The sequence below is a fragment of the Tannerella forsythia genome, from assembly GCF_001006485.1.
GTDB classification, from domain to species: Bacteria; Bacteroidota; Bacteroidia; order Bacteroidales; family Tannerellaceae; genus Tannerella; species Tannerella forsythia.
Genome location: NZ_JUET01000001.1, coordinates 1 through 16,341, shown reverse-complemented (window position 1 = coordinate 16,341; position 16,341 = coordinate 1). Strand labels below are relative to the sequence as shown.

The window sequence follows — 16,341 nt, the reverse complement described above, 5'->3', positions numbered from 1 at the left end:
TCGAAAGTCCACTTGATGCGTAGGGTAGGCATGTTGAGCATCGACTGATTCATCTTGATGCTGAACTGTTGCGGAACCCCGATCTTGGCCGGTTTGTTCGGTTGGCGCTTGATGGAGGCATTCCATTCCAGGTCAAGGACCCAACACGTATCGGTCAATGTTTGAAATTCCTGGTCCATTTCCAGAATATACATACCCGGTACGCGTGCTTTTAATATACTCAGGTCGGCTCCTTGTCGAATACTGCCGTCCGGCAAGGTCCATTTATAGTTGGCTGCATACCCTCCCAACAGATTAACAGGTCTAGCACTCGCCGCACAACGATAGATCGTATCCGGATCGAATTTCCAATCGCCGAATGCCGATAGATATCCGAGGGTAGCATAATGTTGCGTTAAGCTTCCGGAGAAATAGCCCAATGAGAATACCGACTCCGAGTTGGAGATGGTGACGACCTGATTGTCCGCTGCAACCGGGAGGGTGACACGCATATAGCTCCATCCGGCAATACCGGGGATCTGTCCCATCTGGTCGGCGGTAGCACCTGTGCTGGGAATACCGGCCAGCGTCATCAGGTTATACGTTACTCCGCCATATTCGATTTCGAAATATTTCTCGCATGTATCCCGATAAGCCAGAAAGATGGCGTTTTTTTCATTGGCAAGCGGCGCCGGGAACTGATAGAAAGACAATTTGCTGGCTGCTACGCTGTAGATGCTGGGAAGCACGGCGCCTCCGGGATGATAGCTTTGCGAAGTCGTCTGCAAACAATAAGCGCGTTTGTTCGTTTTGATGCTGACGGCATAAGGAGGCTTATGCAATTCGCCCATGTTAAAGGCAGCTGCTTTGCCGGCCTGTAATCCTGCGCCGATCTGTCGCTGGCTTCCGTCCGGAAGATTGACGAATACATCTGTGTCGTCTTCGGTAGCCATAATATATACGCGATCTCTCGAGTATTGGGTACCCCAACTGCCTAACGTGGAATCGGAATAGGCCTTCACAATAGGATAAAGCGTGCCGGTTTTGTCGACCGGAACAATCTGATCGGCAACCATATCGTGATTCGTTACCTCTTCGGTCGAAGACACGGCAATCGGTTTATCTGATACAATTTTTGTTCCACCCAGTGTATTGAATGCATTCGCGGGGCCATGCCCTTTCTCCAAGTATTTAATCACATCGCCCTTATGTGGAAGCGTTACGGTATATGTACCGGCTGAAATATCAGCCGTTCCATTGCCGGTAGCAGTATTGTATTCCTTGACACAGTCTCGTGTCAAGGTAACTGTAACCGTTGTATTATCTTCTGTGGCCACAATGTCTATCTGGTCGAAAGCGTTCGGATAGTTGTTGCCTGTTCCGGGATCACCATTGATATAAAAACCATCGGTGGTTTGGGGCACAAAGAATTCCGTTCCCAATGCTGCTTTTCCTTTCAAGGTAAAGATATCTTTTGTCGCACTTGCATCAAACATATAATATGCAACCAGTTTCTCCGTCGATTCGATATGAATGCCACAGGGTACCACGTTTCCCGCATTGATCATCATATTTTCCACATTCGCAGTGGAGAAAGTCCGGTCAATAATGCGACGTGCCCCTTGACCGGGACCAATGTTGATAGTTTCCGAAAGTCCCGATTTGTAATAGGTGATCGTAACCCTTGCCGGACTATTAGTTGAGGTATTCGTAAACACGAAACCTCCGTTATTTAAAGTTTGAATTCCGGATTGTGGCGCTACAAACCAGAATTCGGTATCTTGCGATCGGAGGCCGGTTAAAACGCATAAGCACATAAACAGAAATAAAAGTTTCTTTCTCTTCATAATGTTATTTATTAATTGATATGAGCATGTTGACGTCAATGATCAAACGACTTGATGATTTTATGATTTATTATGATGCAAAGGTAATTATTTTATAGTGAAATATTCAGAGATTCGCCACTATTATCATTATTTAACATTATTCACAATTCACACATGGAGGAAATCATTGGTGATATTTGATAAAGTCTCAGTCCATCGGACGGATCAATCGGTATGGGAGCTGTCTGCTCACTTCCGTGTTCGGACTTTGCGGGCGGCAGCTTTTTCTTTTTGCGCTGTATTGCGTGCCGCTTTTTTTTCTCTCTGTCGCTGACGGTTGGCTTTTTCCTTCTCTTTCCGCTCTTTTTCTTTCTGCTTCAGGCGGTCCTTGGCTTCTTTGGCTTTCTGACGACGAAGCGTTTCGCGTTCTTTCAGAAGTTGCTTCTTTTGCTTTGCTGCTTCTTTACGCTTTTCTTCAAGGGATTTTTCCTTTTCCTCCTGCTCAAGGCGTTCTTTCTTTTCCGTTTGCATACGACGCTTCTGTAAATATTCGAGTGTGATCTCTTTCGGTTTGACGAGAACGGTATCTTGCGATGTCTGCGTTGTATCCGGAGAGACGGTCTGTTGTTCTTCTGTCGATACAGCCTGTTCCTCGACTTCGCGGACGTTCTTTTCTTCGGGTTCGACTTCTTCTGTTACTTCTTCAACAGGTTGTTCCTGTTCTTTTTTGATGAATGGCTCTTGCATTTCCCGTACTGTTTCTTGTTGCGAGAGGTGAATCTCTTCCGAAATTTCCTCTTTCGTTTCCTTTTGAGGGAACTTCTTTGTCTCAGACGTTTCAAGGTTCTCGGTATCGACCTCGGCCGCCTGTTCCACAGCGATGTCTTCGTGTGCAGTTTCTTTTTCATCGGCCGCCACCTGCATCCGCCAGCGGGCTACGAGCTCAGGCGCCTGCGCTCCGTATTTCTCGGCAAAGAATGCCATGTATTCTTCGAGCGTCTTACCGTGCAACAGGGTTTCGTAATTCTCGTCGGAGAACGGGAAGAACGATACGGCACGATCGATTGCCGAGGCATATCCTTCAGGTGCATAGATCATCGCGTAATAACTAAGCGTCTCTTCCAAGCTATTGAATCCGCTTATGATTAGCATGCTGAACGATCCGGCCTCTTCCATGATCAAGTCGAAGCTCTTAACTTCGAAATGGGCAAAGTTGTATGCAGCTACGGCGTAGAGCAACTGGTTGCGGTCGACGGCTCCGGTCGGGTAGAGTAAGACCATGCGGTGTGGCGACTGCGGATGGTCGACGAACTGCCGCGCCGAGTCGGCTGCCGACAGCTGTCCGTACTCGTCAAGCCCGAAGCGCAGGTTCCACTTCATGCCCGTCATATTGCCCTGCACTAATTGGCGACCGCGCAGGATACCTTTGAGCATCTCGTTGGCCAGCTCCGTCACGTCGGCCGACGGATATTTCTCGACCAGTTTCTGCAAAGCGTCTTTGAAACCTGCTGCGTCGCCGGACTGCACGTAGGTGAGCGCCTCGACAAACATGAATTTAGGCATCAGCGTGGCCAGCGGATATGTCTCGCTGAAATGACGGTAGCTGCGTCGTACAAACAAAGTGTCGTTCGCCAGGTAGTGATTGTAGGTCGTTTCGTAGAGTGAATCCTGTACCCGGTCCATCATGCGGATGTTGTATTCGTAGTTGGGGTCGGCCACGGCTTTGGCATAGTCACTCTCAGGGAAGACTTGTATCAGTTTGTTCTTGTATTCCGTTTCCAACGGTTGGTCTTTGTACCGAAGCCCCATCAGATATGACTGGAAGTAATAATCCATCCGGTATTTGTTTTCCGGAAAACGACGCTCCAGTTCCCTGAATGTCTCGACCGAGAGTTGTTTGTTCTCTAACTTGTCCTTGTAGATCATACCCATGTTGAACAATCCGTCGGCAATGATGATGTTCGAGGCCTCCAAGTCTTCTTCCGAGAAAGGAATCTGTTGCAGATAATACTCACGCGATTTCGGGTCGGACGATAGCGAATCCATCACCATTTGCATCGAATCGACAGGCGCCTCGATCGGGTTGCCTTCCTCGTCGAACTGCATCCGGTTCTCTTCGTCTACGCGTCGGTTTTCAAGCGGTGAAGCCATGTTCATGACTTTATCGCGGCGACGCCAGTCATCCTGATTCACGCGTTTGCCCCATTTATTCTGGAACTGTGTCTTACCCTGTGCCACGGTTTGGTCATTGTAAAAATAGAATGCGCCCCCCCCCGAATTAACGGAGAGCGATTGAAGGTTGGCTTGCATATTCGGACGCTGGCCGAAATCGTTGCCTCTCCCCTCCTGCTCGGCGAGATAGCGTTCTCGTCGCGCATCTTCAGCTTCCTTCTTTTCTTTTTCTTTGACTTCCTCTATGATTTTATCGATCATCGCCAACCGTTCCGACTCCGGCAGTTTGGCCAACGCCTGCAAACTGTCTTGCAGATGCACCGCTTCGACATGTACCACTAGTTCGTCCAACGCTGCCGACAACAGTGCCACACGGTCATAGTCCTTATATTCTTTCCGGATGCCGCTCAGCGCACCGCTGAAACAAGGCTGTGCCTTTACATACTCTTTTTGGGCGAAATAGATATCGCCCAGTTTGATTTGGCAGATCGCGAGATCAAGTCCGCCCTGCGTACTCTTTTCGATACCGAGAGCGTAGTTCGTGATCGCGTTGGCCGTATCGCTGCGACTCATATAGGCATTTCCGATAGCGGTATAGACCTGATCGAGAAAATCCTTGTTTTTATCGCTCCGGGCCATGCGATTCAGGATCTTCAGCACTTGCGGGTAACGGCCGGGTGGAAGCACTTCGGCTTGCCGGATACGCGCTGCAAACACCATCTCGTACGGGGCGTTCGAAGAGGCTACCTTCCCGAAAGTCTGATAAGCAGCCTCGTTTTGCCCCAGTTCCGCCTGCAACTGTCCGAGCAGATAGCGCATGCGAGTACGTTGGCGACGATTTTTTTCTTTCCCTATTCCTTTCTGCAATTCCGGTACAGCTTCTTCAAACCGTCCGCTTTTCACGAGGTAATCGGCATAAACGCGGTCATATTCCCCTTGGTTCGATGCAGGAAAGCCGTTTTCTTTCAGACGCGCCAAGGCTGTTTCCGTCTCATAGAGCCATCCCAACTCGGCATAGCAGCGTGCCTGCCATATCCGTGCCGCAGCGACCATTTCTTTGTCCGTTTCATAGTGACGGGCGATGTAGGAGAATGTAGCCGAGGCTTGCAAAAAGTCAGCATTGTAAAACTGTCCCTGTGCGATGAGCATCCAGCAATGCTTCAGGAATGGATTGTATTCCTCTTTGTTTTGCAACGCCAGTTGTTTCGGATCGTTACGCCATCCTTCCCTGCGTGCCGGCTTTTTTCGGATAGAATGTTGTTTGATTGCCTTATTCCCTTTCTCTATCGCCCGATCGAACGGGCCGCCCGTCTCGTTTTTGTCCTTCGGTTTCGCACTGATGGGGTACAGGAAGATTCGTTCGGTATAATTTTCCTTGTAGTTGTTGTACATGTCGGCCAACTGTTCGTCAAATGAGGTCTTACCGTTGAAATACGTGTTGTATCGGGCAGTAAAAGCATGCCACCGGCGGCTGGCCACCGTGTTCTTCTTCGTACTGCACGCTCCCAGTAAAAGCAGTGCCGTCCCTACCCATAAAAAAATATCGTAATATCTTCTCACGTTTTCTGTCGCTGTCTATCCTGTCTGTAAAATAACTGATTTCTTTTCGGTTTATTGTTCCGTTATGCATAAACCCGTACAAAAGCGAAATTACGATCATTTCGGTGCATTGTCAACCGGATTCGCGTAAATGCCAAGAAAAATATTGAGCAACGTGCTGCGATCTCCTTCGAGTTGTTGTAGCATTGCGTTGCAGCGCTCTTCGAAAATCTTCTTTGCTTCAAGGGTGTAGCGGTCGGCGTAGGTCGATGTACCGCTGCGCATGTCATGAGCGATGTAATTGTTATCGTAGAGTTTGTAATGCGCGTAGATTTGCTTATCGATCAACGAGGCGACTCCTTTATAGAACTCGTTGGCATGGCGTTGGCCGGATGGGAGCTGTTCGTACGTGATCGGATTGCCGAGGCTGAGATGTACCCTTCCCTTAGGTTGCATGATGCCGGTGAGGATGCTGTTCAGGTCTTCATCCGGTTGTTTGACATATTTTTCGCCGCCTTGCGAGAGATACAGTTCACGTGTCTTGAGGATATCGCACGGTTCTATTTGATACGAAATCGCCATAGGGACAATATTCAATTCACCGACAGAGCGAGGTAAGTCGGATTTGTCACTCATGCAGAACATTTTGATCATCCCTTGGTCCGTTGCGTCATGACCGTCCTTCGTACGTCCGTTACGCTGTGCGATCCAGACTGATTCGCCTTTTTGCGTGAGGGTGTGGCGGATGTATTCCGAGAGGAGCATCGAATTCTTCAGAAAATCATGGAGGTTGCTGCTGCGTATCACTTTAAACATTTTGTTGGCACGCCCGATGTTTGTGACTAATGCTTCCTGCATCAGGTTGCTGCCGAAAGTGATCTCCGTCGTACGAAAGCCATTGATATGCAGAATATATTGGAGCAATGACGAGTCAAGCATGATGTCGCGGTGGTTGGAGACAAAAAGGTATGGCTTTCGGGGGTCAAGGTGAGCGAAACTGTTTTGAGTCAACCGGGTGATCGAGCGGCGAACGATTTGTTCGTTCACGTAATACATCACGTTGAGTTGAAACTCGTCCGTTGTCCGGATAGTTCGTATCATCTCCCGCACTTCTTCGACGTCTCTGTCCGGAAAGATATAACGTGCCAGCAGTTCGAAGTGTTCGCTTTCGGCAATGACTTGCATCGCTTCCGGTATTTCCGAAGTACAGAAAGGACGGATATCGTTGAATTTATGATGCATGGCTCGCCGTATGTTTGCGTTTATCAATGAATTTCACAGGTTTGCGGCTCATGTCCGGATAATTGATCCGTCGTATCTCGCCGGCTTCGGCGATCTCGATCTCCGGAGCTACCCGTATGCGAGCACGAAAGCGGTCTTTCAACTCTTTCGTCACGTCGAACGACGGTTGTCCGCGCAGTCCGATCCGGACGACAATACGGTCGTTACCGTACTCGTTATCGCTGACTTCCATCACATAGTTCTCGACGTAGGGCGTCTGATCCAGCACGTCGAAGACGGCGGGCGGGTAGAGTGTTGTGCCTTTGTACTTCACCATATGGTTACGCCGTCCGATGATAGGGCTTATACGCATGGTTGTCCGTCCACAGCGGCACGGCTCGCAGTGGAAGCGTGCCAGATCCCCCGTCTTAAAACGCAATAACGGCATTCCTTCCACGCCCAGTGTCGTCACCACTAATTCGCCTTCTTCGCCTTCTTCGACGGGTGCTCCTTTTTCGTCGACCAGTTCACAGATGATCAGTTCGGGATGATGATGTCCGCCGCATCCGCAATGACACTCGGTGAAAGTGGTGGCCATCTCGGTAGAAGCGTAAGTAGAATACAGTTCGATGTCCCACTTCTCGCGGATAGTTTGCCCTAACAAATTGAGAGAAAAATCCTGTTCGCGCAGGTTCTCACCGATGCAGACGGCTTTCCGCACGCTCGAACGGCGATAATCGATGCCGTGCTTCTCGGCATATTCGATGATACGCAGGATGAACGACGGCACGACGATGATCGTGTCAGGGCAGATACGCCGGATCGTGTCCCATTGCAGTTCGGGGATACCGTTCCCGACACGAACGATACCCGCGCCCAGCTTGCGTATGCCGAGGAAGTATGCCAATCCAGCCATGAATCGCTTGTCGATCGTTGTCATCAGCTGGAAGATGTCGCCCGGCTTGGCACCGGCACATTGAAAGGAGATTTGCTCGTTGTAAGCCAATCGCTCGAGGTCGGCATCCGTCATGGCAAACGTCACAGGGTCGCCAAGCGTCCCCGACGTGGTGATGTAGTCGATGATCTTATGCTGCGGCACGCAGATAAAGTCTTTGTTATACGTCTGAAGGTCGGATTTTTCGGTAAATGGAATCGCAGTCAGGTCTTTCAGGGTTCTGATTTTCTTTATGTCGATACGATATTGATTGAACATCCGCTGATAAAAAGTCGAATAATCGGACAGATAAGCTAAAGCAACCGCCAGTTTGGCTTCCTGAAACTGTTTGATGGTTGCGGCCGGTTGCGTTTCTATGCCGGGAGTGATGTTCATGCGTGCGACAAGTTATACAAATAGAGCCATGACTTCGTCTTTCGACAGTTGACGGTAAGTTGCCCGGTTACTTTCTCCCGTTGCTTTGGGAAAAGTCACTTCAAAATACTCCTCATCGTAAAACGAGAGTTTAGATTGCGTATCGGGATTACATTCCAAATAGCGAATATTGTTTATTTCTAAGTTCTTGCGTTCACAGATTTGACGGGCTAATGCATATCCTGCATACGTAACCGAAGTGCCGGGATTATCCTGATACAGTTCAGTGACAATGACCGTCTTTTTCCCTCCTTTATCTATGATTTTAAGACCGCATTTCGACACGACGTCCCACAGCCCATTAAATTCGAAGATTTCGTCGTAATATTTTTCGGGAACTTTCATGGCTTATATTCTTTTTCCTGAAGATTTTAAATAAGTAATCATTGTTTCGATCTCCCGGTATTTCGGCGTGTCGTCCGTAAAGACCGGAAAGAACGCACGGATTTCGTCGTAGACAGCGCGTGTCTTCTCCGCCATCCGCGGTTGCAGTTTCAGGTAGTCGACGGCTTGCACAAGCGCCATAAAATGGATGGCCATTACCTGATAGCCGTTCTCAATAACCGTTTTAGCCATCAAGGCTGCATTGGCACCCATGCTTACAATGTCTTGATTATCGTTGTTGTTCGGGATGCTGTGGATGTACATCGGGTTCGAGAGCGTCTGGCACTCGGCCGTTGTCGAGGTGGCCGTGAATTGTGCAGCTTGCAGGCCGTAGTTGAGTCCCAGTACGCCGAGATTCACGAACGGCGGCAAAATATCGTCGTTAATTCGATTATGAAACAGGTAGTTGAGTTGTCGCTCCGCCAGCATCGTCATTTTGGTCACGGCAATTTTTAACTTATCCATTTCGAACGAAATATAATCGCCGTGGAAGTTGCCTCCGTGATAGACGTATTGCGCCTCCGGATCTACGATCGGGTTGTCACAAGCTGAGTTCAGTTCATCGACGAGCACCTTCTCTGCGTAGGCCATCGTATCCCATATCGGACCTAATATTTGCGGCACGCAACGAAGCGAATAGTAAGCCTGTACCTTGTGTCCGAATACTTTCTCGGTATGCCGTTGAAACATTTCGATCTCGCGTTTACGCATCGCTTTGCTCCCGGCCGCCCACCGGCACATTGCACGTGCTATCTCCTGCTGCCCCTCGTGTCGCTTCGTCGCATTCAGTCCGGGCGACATCAGGTCATCGTATGATGATGCGATCTCATTCATCATCACCGAAGCGGCGATCGACCAATGTAGCAGCCTCTTGGCGTAAATCAGGTTCACCAGTCCGATCCCCGTCATGACCGAGGTGCCGTTCGTGGCCGACAACCCCTCCCGAATGTAAATATCGAGGGGAGAGAGTTTCTCTTTCTGCATCACTTCGGCCGTTGGCCGGCGCTTGCCTTCGTAGAAAACTTCACCTTCTCCGATCAGGGTCAGGGCAATATGTGCCAACTGCACAAGGTCGCCACTTGCTCCTACACTCCCGTGTTCGGGGATGAACGGGCAGATGTCGCGGTTGATAAACTCGGTCAGCAATCGCACGAGGTCTGTATGTATGCCGGAATAACCTTGTAAAAAGGTTGATAATCTTGCGATCATAGCCGCTTTCACGTAGATCGGATCCAATGGTTCGCCGGCTCCTGTCGAATGGCTTCGGATAATATTGTATTGCAGTTGTTTCAGACAATTGTCGTCCACGCGATATTGCGCCATCGGACCGAAACCGGTATTGATGCCGTAGATCACTTTGTCGGTCGAAAATTCACGTAAAAAAATGAAGCAACGTTCTACTTTTTGCAACGATTCTGCGGATAGTTTTAGATGACTCTGCCCCAACAGCAGTCTCTCCACGTCGTGTATTGAAAAACCCTTCTCTGATTGATACGTAACGGTTTTTTCCATGTCCATACATTCTCTAAAAAAGCATTTTGCACAAATGCATCCAACGCGTGGTCCCACTTGGGCTTGAACCAAGGACTCCCTGATTATGAGTCAGGTGCTCTAACCAACTGAGCTATGGGACCGATTCTTGGAAACGATGTTCAGAAATCGCGAGCAAAGGTAAGCGTTTTAATCGAAACCCGCAAATCTGTTTTTCACTTTCCCATAACAATTGATGACAATTAAACAGACATCAGGCATGGGAGAGAATGTATGGCTACCATATAGCCTCTCCAAATTGTCTGAGACGTCTCAAAAGCGGATCCAAGGGAGATCATTGAAATCTATCGCAAACGTTGGCTCATAGAGCTGCTCTTCAAATAGATCAAGCTGAACTTTCCATTGAAGATCTTCTATGGAGAGGGCGCCAATGCCATACAGATTCAGATTTGGACCACACTGGTTGCCAACCTCCTTTTGATGGTTATCCAGCGTAAGCTGACACGCGCGTAGAGTTTCTCAGGACTTGCCACATGATCGTATGTACTGATGTACTATCATATCTAACATCTCAAGCTTTTTTTGTACAATGTTATAGACAACAACAGCCCTAAGGTAACCCCAACAGATAGAACAAAGAGTGATATAAATATTCTCATCTTTGGTATCCCATATACAGATAGTACTGGAATTGCGATATAACTTGAGATTGGAAGGTAGGATAATATTTGAGTCATTTCAGTATCAGGGTTGCCTGCAACATACATCCCAAAATAAATAGTCAAGATAATTAGCATATTTCCTAATGGAATCAAAAATCTACCTGCTTTGCTACTTGACAAAGTTGCGATAATAGAGAATATAGCTCCATTTAGAAGAATACCCAAAAAGAAAAAGAGAGGGAATTCAATGCCAACAGTGTTATGGATGTTTATCTGAATAAAAGACATAAGTGTATCGATTGGGGACACACTAGAATCATAGTGCCCAATATAGTTTGCATCATACCAAATCAGAACCAAGAAGTATCCTGCATAAGCTATAATCCATATCGCAACCTGTAACAATGATGCAATACTCATTCCCAAAATCTTGCCTAAAACTAAATACTTTGGGTCTATATATATGGATAGAACTTCTGCTAATTTATTACTTTTTTCCTCTGCCATACTCCGAAGTAGGTTGTTGTTGTATAAGATAAGGGTCAGATTGCTTATATCCAGCTGCTAAAGACAGGAGAGTAGATAGTTCATCTAGTTGGATATTATGAGCATGAAAATCCCTACGACTGCAACGTTTTTCCACAACATCTTGAAAAGAATCCGCAATCATTATTGGAGGAGGGAGTCTGACCAGGGGAATTGACCGATATATAGAAAGCCCCACATTGTGCTGAAGATTTACGATATACTCATTATAGTGCCTCAGATGATCAGCCTTAGAAGAAAACAAGGCTTTATTATTTCTGGAAGAGATATGATATTCAATATCTAATGGTAGAATTGATTTAAACATAAGCTATGCAAATGGATGTGGATATTGATTAACAATTGCTTTCGTTGGATTAGGATGAAGGTTTCCTAACCATCGGATATTTTGTGATTGAGAAAGAGGAATCATTTTGGGGATAATAATCTTTGAGACAACTCCTAAATGCCGTACTTCGGGAAGGGTCAAATCTTTCCAGTATACTTTGTAGCCATGAGTATCCAGATACCCAACTAGTTGTTTTAAGAATAGACATGGCTCCTCTGAGAATGATTTTGTATAGTATACAGCATCGACCTTGGGAAAGTCTGTTTGCATTAGCTTCTCTACAATAGGAGAATCTTTCCAATTTGCATACAAATGCATATGATCTGGTAACTCTTGAACCCAATCAAAGTTATTACAATCAACTTTTTCAGAGGATCTAGCCCAATGAGACATTGTTCGAATAGAAACAGACTCATCAATTGATTTACAAATTGCACTTATCATGCTTGTGTTGCATGAAATCCCAAATCCTGCATATGGATATGACTTTCCAGAAATAACACACAATACGACTGGAATTTCGGGAAATCTAGATATATTCAAGAGCCTAATTCTTAATCCAACCTCAAGAATCCTATATATTCGATCTATAACCACCTTATTAACAGAGTTGTATATATTTATCTCTGTTGCACTCTGTAGGTTTGTATGCCACCAATACATTAGAGCATCTCTCTCAATGACCTCAAATATTCCTTTGATTGAAGCGACCTCCTTGTTTGTATAGAATGATAGCCCTGATGATATCGGATTTGTAAATAATGTAGAAGAATCCCTTTTTAAGGCTGTAAGAAATACTGTTTCTATTGGTAGATAGGTTTCTTCAGAAGTGTTTAGGCACAATGTCTTGGTATGAGGACTCTTCCATAGCATAATGAAAGATATCATCAAGGGTATATTCTCCATTAAGTAAACGGGATAACCATTCCCATAATACAATAGATCTCTTACCTTTGATCGCGACTCTCTCAGAACTCCCTCGAAACTGAATTCCCAAGCCATTGGGAGCAACATAAACCCTAATTCCTTCAACAAGCTTCGGGGCTTGAGGAAACTTTACATTTACATCCCAAAAGAATTCTTGAAGAATAACAGGCAATTTTTCTCTCAATAATAAATTCATAATAAGTCATTTAATATATTTCTTGGTTGGATATCTTTGTCTTCTATATTCTTTTTCCCAAAGCGATACTTGAAGATAAGTCGTATGCCTCGATTAAAGTATTCAACCCGATCGCTATACAGATCATTATAGGTATGGTATTCTTTCTGCTCTTTGATAGCTCGAGTAAATGGATTATCTACAGACAATGCAAGTGCAGATGTCCCCTCACCCCCAAAGAATCTCTCTATAGACAGGTTACTATACGTGTATGGGAGGCTATATCCCTGTAAGTGTATCTTTTTACTCTGAAGTGAACCAAAAAAATTGATCGCATAATATTTTCCCAAACGGCAATGAATGTTAACACTAAAATCCCACATCCAGCCCTTGTTGAAGATATCACTGTATCTAATATCTACATGCTGGACGTTAAGTCCAGAAGAGAACGATAAATCGCCCCTAAACAGTGAAAGATTGCCCCAAGCATTTGCACCATAGGATATATGCTTGGATAGATTCACTGGAGACATAACCAATTCTTCATTTTCCGGCCTCATGTAGAAAGCCACTGATCTTTTGCTATGCTCATGGAAGAGTGAGAATTTCAGAAAATTAGCCCCTAAAAACCTAGACAGACTGATCTCCATTTTGATCGGTTTGGCAGACTCCACGTTGGGATTTCCTGTGACATACAGGACTTCCGAAACATATTTCCTTCCTGTGATCTGCTCAGATAGAGAGGGACGACTAATGCGTTGCCCCACCCCTACAGATAGCTTAGTTCTAATGTCCAGGTCATAGGTAAGAGACGAATTAAGAAACCACCCGGAAGATTGCTGCTCGCATTGTCTCTCCCATCTCTCATATCGTAACCCTAAAATAGCGCTTAGTCGAGGAGACCATCTATGGGTAAACTCCAGATAGATCGATAGGATAGATTGTTGATTGATGAGCTCTGATAGACGACTTCCATGAAAAATCTGGCTTTTGGCCCACCGACCACCAGCAACCATCTGGGTTCGCCCCCCTATCGGAAGATTCAGGCTAATATCATTGAGCCATAGCATGAGAGATTGTTTATCCCTAATGTCCTGGCCATTTATCTCTAAGCGATTGGAGATAGGAGTATAGAGCAGTGAGGTGTACGCCTTGATGCTCCCAACTGGATTAAGTTTATATTCGTAACTGCTCAACAAGTTATAAACATCATTTCCACTTGTTAGTTTGGTCAGTTTTCCCTTATCCCGCTCTTTGAGGGTAGAGTATTGTGCAAAAAAACGAACACCAACATCAAACTTAGAGGGATTTCGGTGATAGCTAAGAGTGATACTTCCATTATAGAGCTGTGCAAGGCTGTTCCCTGTGGCTTCGCTTCGCCAAGTGATCGGAAAACGACCAGTACTTATCCAGCTTCTACTAGTTGAGATATGAGAATAGCCGATGAGACCGTATAGATTGGTATTTATACTCCAATTCTTACTGAGGGGAGAGAGCAATGTCATAGAGATATGGCTTCCCTTACTCCCTATACCAATATTTCCTGCCCCAGAGAAAGAGCTCATATGCTGGCGAGATGTAATAATATTTATTACTCCACCAATGCTCTCTGCAGCATACATAGCACTAGGCATTGTAGAAACTTCTATTCTCTGAATATCTGTAGGAGCAACGAGTGACAGCACTTGGCTGGAAGGAATCCCATAGAGCTCTTTGCCATCGATGAGTACCTTAATCTTGGAATTCCCCTGAATCATAGGCGTATTATTAGCACCAATTGTTACCAGGGGAGTCCTACGTAGGATATCAACAGTTGATATAGCGAATTTAGCCCCTTCATCATCAACAACTTTATATATAAGCGTATTGTCTTGATACCTATACTTCACCTTGGAAGCTGTCACTACTACTTCTGAGAGTAAGTAGCTCATGGAGAGTGTGTCTTTCCCAACACTCTTACTGTTCTGGGCGAAAGTAATCCCATCATTTGCTAACCATAGAGAAAGCATGTATAGTGTAAATATGCGGGCATACATAAAACACAATACTATGGGGTAATCTTAAGTCTATCAAATTCTATAGAAGGATTTTGCTTTATAGATAAAACATCTCCTACGGCTTTACCATACGCATTGATAATTTCAATCCTGTGGGGGAATACAATGCCATGTACCGATCGATAGTTTGAGAAGAACGTCTTACCAAGTACATTAACTGTCATCTTAATCAAATAACTCTTTTTCGAGATATAGACATCTGTCTCTCCTATGCCTCCCTTGTAGACTACTTTCATTCGATGACAAGGCTCCTCCTCGATCTTATCATCACCTTCCAACGTGATGGTCTGGACAGGCCCATTGATAGAGTCAGTACCGTACTCATAAATAGGCCCCAGCATCTGAGTATTCAGTAGCAAGAAAGTCGCACATTCTTGAGGAGACATCATCCTGACCTTAGATGATACAAAGCTATTTAAGCTCCAGCCCAAGCTGTCTCTTACATAGGTGAGGACTTGCCCACCTTGGAGGATCATCTGTTGGTAGAAGAAATGCTTAGGCACCAATATTGTTGTTTGAATAGATTCTACTCCATTCGAAAGTAGTTTCTGTTCGATCTGTATAGAATGTAGGCGATTGGCATGCTTCCCGAGAGCTGCAACATGCTTACTGACAATCTCAGACATATCTTCTGCTAAAGATGATGATGTCCAGTATAAGAGTGCAAGCACTATTGTTATAATGCGAATTATTGCTTTCATAATTTTACTTTTTGTAGTGTGTACCGAATAGGCGGCTGATTTAACCAATCCCATTCGGTACAGACGTTAAGACCTGGTTCACAGTTGCGTTATCTCAGCTCCTCCCGCACATCCATATGTGCCGAAAGTTCCGCAACACCCTCCCGCTGTTCCAAAGGTCCCAAAGGTTCCACAGCAACCAGGAGCGACTTCTGAGCCAACATCATCTGCAGTTACATTCAAGTCTGCAACACTAACAGCATCTTCATGAGAAACCCTAACAAAACTTAGATTTTGATCTAAATGTAACATAGCTTAAAATAATTTAGTTAAACATTCAATTCGCAACATCAATGAGATAACCACAATGACATAGAACTTTGTTGCAAAGATAGAGCAAAATCAATCTTATAGACAGTATTCTTTAGTCTCTTTCTGCTATATACAAAAGTATTTTTAAAGATACGTTATAGATATTTCTTGTCATTAACCGCCATAATAAGACCGTATATATATGCTCGGTATATGGCATGATGTATATTTTTAACTTTTAATTTTCTCATTATATTTGCTTTAATCGTTTTTATTCTAGAGGAAGAGATGTATAATCGATCTGATATTTCATGCTCCGTCAGTCCTTGAGACGAAAGAATTAGAATTTGCTGCTCCCTATTGTTCAGTGCTATCGGAACTTTCTGAATCCAATATCGAAGATTAGGATGCAAGCGGTAATATATTCCTGTATAGCAGTTTATAATGCGGGGGGGGGGGGGGGGCCCCCTAAATTTAGGGGTGGTGGATAAAGGCGGCCAAAATGGGGGGGGACTTTATCTTTCGTGAATTGATTGAAAAAAAATTATTTCTTCGCAACCTCGCAAAAAGCCTTAAAAGAATCTTTAATTTTTAATTTTAAATTTAAGTTCAAAAAACGGGTTCCTTAAATTACTAAAAAAAATTAAAAATCAATACTTTTCATTCTTTT

General features: G+C 45.2%; 12 protein-coding genes, 1 tRNA gene and 1 pseudogene. 1 reads left to right on the top strand and 13 read right to left on the bottom strand.

From position 1 onward, the window contains the following. The 7 genes from Tanf_RS00060 to Tanf_RS00030 form a co-directional block, all read right to left on the bottom strand. Positions 1 to 1,697: IgGFc-binding protein (locus tag Tanf_RS00060; RefSeq protein WP_201774564.1), on the bottom strand; the 1,697-nt coding region annotated here is incomplete at its 3' end. 360 nt (positions 1,698 to 2,057) lie between these two features. Continuing rightward, entirely contained in the window at positions 2,058 to 5,540 is a 3,483-nt protein-coding gene (porW, locus tag Tanf_RS00055; protein ID WP_046824455.1) for a type IX secretion system periplasmic lipoprotein PorW/SprE, read from the bottom strand. 96 nt (positions 5,541 to 5,636) lie between these two features. Beyond that, positions 5,637 to 6,761 (bottom strand): lysophospholipid acyltransferase family protein, encoded by a 1,125-nt coding sequence (locus tag Tanf_RS00050; RefSeq protein WP_014224168.1) that lies wholly within the window; start codon positions 6,759 to 6,761, stop codon positions 5,637 to 5,639. After that, complete coding sequence (gene flxY / locus Tanf_RS00045; protein WP_046824454.1) at positions 6,751 to 8,070, bottom strand: flexirubin biosynthesis putative acyl-CoA ligase FlxY; 1,320 nt, start codon at positions 8,068 to 8,070, stop codon at positions 6,751 to 6,753. The genes Tanf_RS00050 and flxY overlap by 11 nt, the downstream gene beginning before the upstream one ends. Positions 8,071 to 8,082: 12 nt before the next feature. After that, positions 8,083 to 8,454 (bottom strand): hypothetical protein, encoded by a 372-nt coding sequence (locus tag Tanf_RS00040; protein ID WP_014224170.1) that lies wholly within the window; start codon positions 8,452 to 8,454, stop codon positions 8,083 to 8,085. Between the two features lie 3 nt (positions 8,455 to 8,457). Beyond that, entirely contained in the window at positions 8,458 to 10,005 is a 1,548-nt protein-coding gene (gene flxA, locus Tanf_RS00035; RefSeq protein ID WP_046824457.1) for a flexirubin biosynthesis tyrosine ammonia-lyase FlxA, read from the bottom strand. 48 nt (positions 10,006 to 10,053) lie between these two features. After that, positions 10,054 to 10,127: transfer RNA gene (locus Tanf_RS00030), tRNA-Ile, on the bottom strand. A gap of 187 nt (positions 10,128 to 10,314) precedes the next feature. Between Tanf_RS00030 and Tanf_RS16195 the strand changes: the two are divergent. Then, a pseudogene (locus Tanf_RS16195) lies at positions 10,315 to 10,494 on the top strand (transposase); the annotation flags it as partial. 53 nt (positions 10,495 to 10,547) lie between these two features. Here the strand turns inward: Tanf_RS16195 and Tanf_RS00025 are convergent. The 6 genes from Tanf_RS00025 to Tanf_RS15960 form a co-directional block, all read right to left on the bottom strand. Then, the gene (locus tag Tanf_RS00025) at positions 10,548 to 11,183 is read right to left on the bottom strand and encodes an ABC transporter permease (RefSeq protein WP_262509264.1); all 636 of its coding nucleotides are present in this window, start codon (positions 11,181 to 11,183) and stop codon (positions 10,548 to 10,550) included. 319 nt (positions 11,184 to 11,502) lie between these two features. Beyond that, on the bottom strand, positions 11,503 to 12,363 hold the full coding sequence (locus Tanf_RS00015; RefSeq protein ID WP_161794923.1) for a YcaO-like family protein: 861 nt from the start codon (positions 12,361 to 12,363) through the stop codon (positions 11,503 to 11,505). Continuing rightward, a complete protein-coding gene (locus Tanf_RS14985; RefSeq protein WP_060827434.1) occupies positions 12,344 to 12,643 on the bottom strand; it encodes a hypothetical protein in 300 nt (99 codons plus the stop codon). The genes Tanf_RS00015 and Tanf_RS14985 overlap by 20 nt, the downstream gene beginning before the upstream one ends. Further along, positions 12,640 to 14,553 (bottom strand): TonB-dependent receptor plug domain-containing protein, encoded by a 1,914-nt coding sequence (locus tag Tanf_RS00010; RefSeq protein ID WP_161794922.1) that lies wholly within the window; start codon positions 14,551 to 14,553, stop codon positions 12,640 to 12,642. The genes Tanf_RS14985 and Tanf_RS00010 overlap by 4 nt, the downstream gene beginning before the upstream one ends. Positions 14,554 to 14,669: 116 nt before the next feature. Then, positions 14,670 to 15,380 carry a LolA-like protein gene (locus Tanf_RS00005; protein WP_140230607.1) on the bottom strand — a complete coding sequence of 237 codons (711 nt, stop codon included), beginning with the start codon at positions 15,378 to 15,380 and terminating at the stop codon, positions 14,670 to 14,672. A 446-nt stretch (positions 15,381 to 15,826) separates the two neighbouring features. Next, positions 15,827 to 16,084: a response regulator transcription factor gene (locus Tanf_RS15960; protein ID WP_161794921.1), complete on the bottom strand. Its 258-nt coding sequence runs from the start codon at positions 16,082 to 16,084 to the stop codon at positions 15,827 to 15,829. Positions 16,085 to 16,341 lie beyond the last annotated feature (257 nt).

Coding starts and splice junctions, on each gene's coding strand:
- Tanf_RS00050 (WP_014224168.1), bottom strand. CDS start 6,761: ATGCATCATAAATTCAACGATATCCGTCCTTTCTGTACTTCGGAAATA.
- flxY (WP_046824454.1), bottom strand. CDS start 8,070: ATGAACATCACTCCCGGCATAGAAACGCAACCGGCCGCAACCATCAAA.
- Tanf_RS00040 (WP_014224170.1), bottom strand. CDS start 8,454: ATGAAAGTTCCCGAAAAATATTACGACGAAATCTTCGAATTTAATGGG.
- flxA (WP_046824457.1), bottom strand. CDS start 10,005: ATGGAAAAAACCGTTACGTATCAATCAGAGAAGGGTTTTTCAATACAC.
- Tanf_RS14985 (WP_060827434.1), bottom strand. CDS start 12,643: ATGAATTTATTATTGAGAGAAAAATTGCCTGTTATTCTTCAAGAATTC.
- Tanf_RS00010 (WP_161794922.1), bottom strand. CDS start 14,553: ATGAGCTACTTACTCTCAGAAGTAGTAGTGACAGCTTCCAAGGTGAAG.
- Tanf_RS00005 (WP_140230607.1), bottom strand. CDS start 15,380: ATGAAAGCAATAATTCGCATTATAACAATAGTGCTTGCACTCTTATAC.